This window comes from Streptomyces sp. PA03-6a (assembly GCF_033792765.1).
Classification (GTDB): domain Bacteria; phylum Actinomycetota; class Actinomycetes; order Streptomycetales; family Streptomycetaceae; genus Actinacidiphila.
Genome location: NZ_JARAVK010000427.1, coordinates 1 through 4724, shown reverse-complemented (window position 1 = coordinate 4724; position 4724 = coordinate 1). Strand labels below are relative to the sequence as shown.

The following is a 4724-nucleotide window of genomic DNA, read 5'->3' as shown; positions in this document are numbered from 1 at the left end:
GTGGGTGCTGTTGCGGTGGCCCGCCGGTCTGGCCAGGCGGCTGCGGACGCCGTCATCAGGCACGTGTCGGCCGAGCGTGCCAGGCTTCGTTCTCAGCCGCCTGGTTCGCGGCGTGGCCCGTTTGTGGGGATGGCGCTGGTGGATGACCAAGCGCAGATGCGCGGGGTCCTGGAGGCGGAGCTGGCCCGTCGGGCGTCTGGCACGCCGGAACGTGAGCAGGTGCGTAGGATCCTTGATACCGGTGGTTCTGTTGCTGTTTCGGTGTCTCCAGGGGAAGGTTCTGTCCGGGAGAACACTGTTCTGGCGGGCAGCGGCAGCGGCGTTGAGGGTGGGGATGTCTCACGCAGCGGTACCAGCTCTTTCCCGGAGTCCGGGCCAGGCGGGGGTGATTCTCCGGGTGGTCGGGTTTTCAGCGCGTGGTCCAGTGCGCCTGCGGCTGTGGGGCGGGAAGTGGCGGGTGTGTCTGCCGACGCTGTGGTTGGTTCGGCTGGCGGTGCAGCTGTGCGGGGGTTGGTGAGGCCAGCGAATGGGTGGAGCGCGCAGACGTTTGCTGACCATCTTGCCAGTGTTAAGACAGTGCCGGCTTCGGTGCAGGTGCAGGGAGGCCGTGAACCTTTTACCGCAGAGGCCCTTGACCGTGTGGCGGGGTTTGTGCGGGGGTATGCGGTCGAATTGCGGTTGTGGCATGCCTATGGCGATGGGGCGGCGTTTCCTCAGGTGATTATTTCTGCGGACGAGGGTGATCCGGTAGCGGCCGGCATCGTGGGTAGGGAGGTCCGCAACCAGCTGAGGTCTGTGCTGGGCCCTTCTATTACGCAGCAGCTGGCCCCGGATGCGTTGGTCAGGTTCGGGCGGGAGGTTTCCGTGCGGCGGCGGATGGTGCTGAGCGCGAGTACGGTGGGGTTGCGGGTGGTCCGGCCGGGGATTGATTTCAGTCCTCATCCCGTGTCGGCTTTGGCTGATGCGACGACCACGGCCCTGCGTGACGGCAGTGGCGTCGTCCACGGCCTGGACTTCACCAGCCCCAGCCCGGAGAGCGTCAGGTGGTTCAGCGGCGTCTTCACCAGGTACGGGCAGGTGAAGGGCGATGATCGGAAGCACACCATGCTCATGCGCGTGCCGTGGACGCTGTCCGGGAGGAGTCCGTACTTTGTCCGGGCCGAGCTTGAGGCGTCCGGTCCGGGCTTTGTGCGGGTGACCACCGCAACGGGCGAGCACCGCCTGGGCTACGAGGAGTTCGGCGATCTTCTTGCTCAGGATGGTGAGCTGCGCAGGCATCCCTCGGTGGTGCTGGTCATTCCTGGAGCAGCGGCGCGGAACCTGGATCTGGCCCGTGCGATCGCCGAACGCATCAAGCTGCCGGTGTGGTCCCACACCGGCAACCCCGCCCTCCGGGCAGATGCAACGTGGTTGAACTTGGAGGTTGTGCACCCGGCCAACGAGCCGGCCGGCCAGTGGCACCGCACCGAACCACGATCCGACGGCACTATCAGGGAACGGACAGCAACGGAGGTCTTTTTCACCGACGGTAGGCTGTTCCTTGAATCCGACCTGCAGCTGATCCCGCTGGCCGCCGACGACGGACAGACCATCGGCCACCGATCCCACGCCCCCACGGACATGGCATTCCGGAGCTATTGGCCGCTGCGTTCGCTCGACACGTATCGGATGGGTCTGTCCGTGGGAGGCCGCATGAAGCGGGATCCGGACGGCCAGGAATGGAACGTACCGTGGAACGGCAGGGACACATACTTCTTCAGTGCCCATGGCACCCGTCCGGACGCAAATGAGGGCGCGGGGTACCCGCTGGTGCACACCATGGACGGGCTACTTCCGGTGGATGGCGCCAGGCTGGCTGCGGTGATCCGCCGGCGCCGGTCGTTTGAGGAACGACTGGCTTCGCAGGCCGTCTGTCTTGTTTGTGATGTCGGGCGGGGCAGGCACCTTGCGGAGATCAGCCAAGCGCTGGGTGTTGAGACGTTCGGCGGAACCAGCAGGGTTTCTGTCGACAGCGGTGGATTCGTTTTGACGATGGGGGATGCTTGGATCCGGGCACGTGACGGCGCAACACAACCCGTGCCTGAGCCCCCAAGCCAGGAGAGTACCGGTGCTGGTGCGTCGCGCGGTTCCACTTTCGCTGCGGTGCGGGCGGGTGGTGGGGCAGGCAGTGCCGGAGTGCAGCCGACGACGCCGCAAGCTGGTGTCGGCTCCGAAGTGACCGGCATCGGCACAGGCTTGGCTGCTGAGACCCTTGCTCATGCCCCTGCTGAAGAATCGCACGCTAATGCTCTGCGGTCCTATCAGGAGGCTGTCCAGGAGCAGGGGCGGGCTGCTGCCGCCGAGGAGGACCTGCGCCAGCGGATGGCCAACAGCATGGAAGGCGGGCAGAGCCTCAAGCAGGAACCGTTTGAAGACGCGGTTAAGAACGCGGAAGAAGCCTTGAAGAGGGCTACACACGCCGTTGACCACGCGCGGGCAGCGCTGGAACGCCTGGGCATTGACCTCGACTCCTTGAACCCGACCGACGCAGACCTCAAGGCACGCCCACGCCTGGTAGGCGGCAACCCAGGCAGGCCCGACGATGGTGACGCGCAGCTGACCCCCATGTCCTCGCAGCTTGTGCCGGAGCATGCCTCCAGGACACTCGGCATGCCCGGCGTTCATGAGCTGCCGCATTATCTGCCGCAGGCGCAGGATGACAGAGTCCTTGCAAGCCTGGCACGAAACATTGAAGCCGAGTTCGGAATTCGCTTCGATTCCATAGCCGGTATCGAGGCGCTTCCTTATATGAAAGTGCGCGATATGCATATCGTTCGAAGCCTGCGGCCCGGTGACTGGCAGCCGTCAGTAGTGAGCGGCTTGCATGCAGCGCTGCGGCATTACGCGCCCATCTTGGGAGAAAGGCGCAGATCGTCCAGCCGAGGAGAGTATCGGCAAGAGGTGCGTTTTGCCGCCGTAATCAACCACTCCTTGAGGCGCCTCCCTGACTTCGCTGGCTACGGGATCGATCGTGAGGCGACTGCTCAATTTTGTTCGGTTGGAGAAGTGATCAATTTTTACGATACGCTGCAGCACAGTCCCGTGGAGGAAATTGACCGGATCGCCACTGGCGAACTGGCTCGCGGGCTCCTGCGCTACAAATTGACTGAGTTTGGCAACCAGTTCTGGAATCTTGTGGAATGGCCCTCTGCTAGGCGGGGTGAGGTAGCCCTGACACCAGAAGAAGACTTTGTTAACTCCTTCTACATGTCCGACTTTGATGGACCACGGCACTGGCAGGCTATGAAATCCCTAAAGGAACGTCACCCGAATGTATTCAGGCGATGGAAGCCTCTTGACGAGCATGCCGCCGATATTGCTCGAGAACTGGCCGCGGAAATGCCAAGGTTCACTCGCGAAGTGGGCATTTGGGCCAGCGACGGAAAATTCATACAAGCATTTCAAGAACGCCCGGTGACCAAAGGTGGCAGAATTGGCGCCATGGAAGATCTAATTCAGACGGCGGGGCTCTATTTCGCCGAACAAGAATACCTAAGAGAAACCGCCCCACTTCGTGCCGCATTTTTCGATCGCCTTGTTGCGGATTGGTTCTCAAACCCTCAAAGTGGCACGCATCATCATCGTTCGTTCCGTGACCGTATTGCAAATCCTCGGCATTCGCCCCGATATGATTATCGATGGTCGCTGAATTATGGCGAACAATTGTTGCATGCGGGCGTCATCGCCGATCCGTCCGGATCAGGAGATCTCCCCGCTTATCGATAGCGTATTCGGTTTCACTGATTCGAGCGCTGTCTGAAGCGCACCAGGACCCGGCCCGCCCGCAATTTTCGCGCCGTCAGAACGCCGATGAACGTCTTACCCGAACCGGTCGCCGCAATGACCTGCGCCCGCAGACCCTGCGCAGGCATTTCCCGACCCGGAGCCAACTCGAGGGCCCGCACCGCCGCATCAGATGCCTCAATCTGATGCGGAAGTGGATCCATCGCTGCCTTCTCGGACCAGGTTTCCAATGTCGTCGCCACGGGCTGTTCAGCTCCCCGATCCCGGGACGTGTGGAGGTCCCGTAGGAGGCCACGTTAATCGCCGGTCCAGGCCTGCTGTGCCAGGGCGACGGCGTCCGGTGCTGGACCGGATGTTGGTGTAGGGCCTGGAAGAGGCGCCAGCCGGTGGTGGGCGCGCGATGCTGTTGTCTTGCGACGCGAGCGCTGAAGTCTTGGAGGTCTCGATGTCCGTCCGGCGGGCACTTCTACCGGCCCGCGCACGCCACGGTGTTCGCCACGATCACGACCCTCTACCTGCGGGGCGATGCAGCCGACCCGATCACCGTGGCGGCCGAGCTCACCAGGACCGGCGACATTGCCCGGGCTGGCGGCGCTCCGTACCTGCACCAGCTGGTGCAGGCCACACCGACAGTCGCCAACGCCGAGCACTACGCCCTCATCGTCCGCGAGCGCGCCGCGCTGCGGGAGGTGATCACCGCGAACCTGACCGCAGCGAACCAGGCGATGCGCGGTGAGGGCACGGCCAGCGAGATCATCGCCACCCAGCAGCAGGCCCTGCAGGCCGTCTACGACGACACCGGCGACGACGGCCTGGACCTGCTGGGCCCGGCCCTGGACCTGTTCCACGACGACTACGACCGCCGCGCCGCCAGCGCCGGCGCGCTCAGCGGAATCTCCACCGGCTTGATCGACCTGGACGCCCTGACCAACGGACTGCAG

3 protein-coding genes are annotated in these 4724 nt (G+C 63.8%); 2 read left to right on the top strand and 1 reads right to left on the bottom strand.

Translation table 11 applies throughout. The features are described 5' to 3' along the window. Positions 1-864 precede the first annotated feature (864 nt). On the top strand, positions 865-3765 hold the full coding sequence (locus PV350_RS44725) for a hypothetical protein (protein ID WP_500339080.1): 2901 nt from the start codon (positions 865-867) through the stop codon (positions 3763-3765). 11 nt (positions 3766-3776) lie between these two features. On the opposite strand, the gene PV350_RS44720 is transcribed toward PV350_RS44725, so the two are convergent. Continuing rightward, a complete protein-coding gene (locus tag PV350_RS44720; RefSeq protein WP_500339079.1) occupies positions 3777-4025 on the bottom strand; it encodes a DEAD/DEAH box helicase family protein in 249 nt (82 codons plus the stop codon). 246 nt (positions 4026-4271) lie between these two features. Here PV350_RS44720 and PV350_RS44715 point away from each other — a divergent pair. After that, on the top strand, positions 4272-4724 hold a 453-nt coding region (locus PV350_RS44715; RefSeq protein ID WP_500339078.1), incomplete at its 3' end, for a DnaB-like helicase N-terminal domain-containing protein.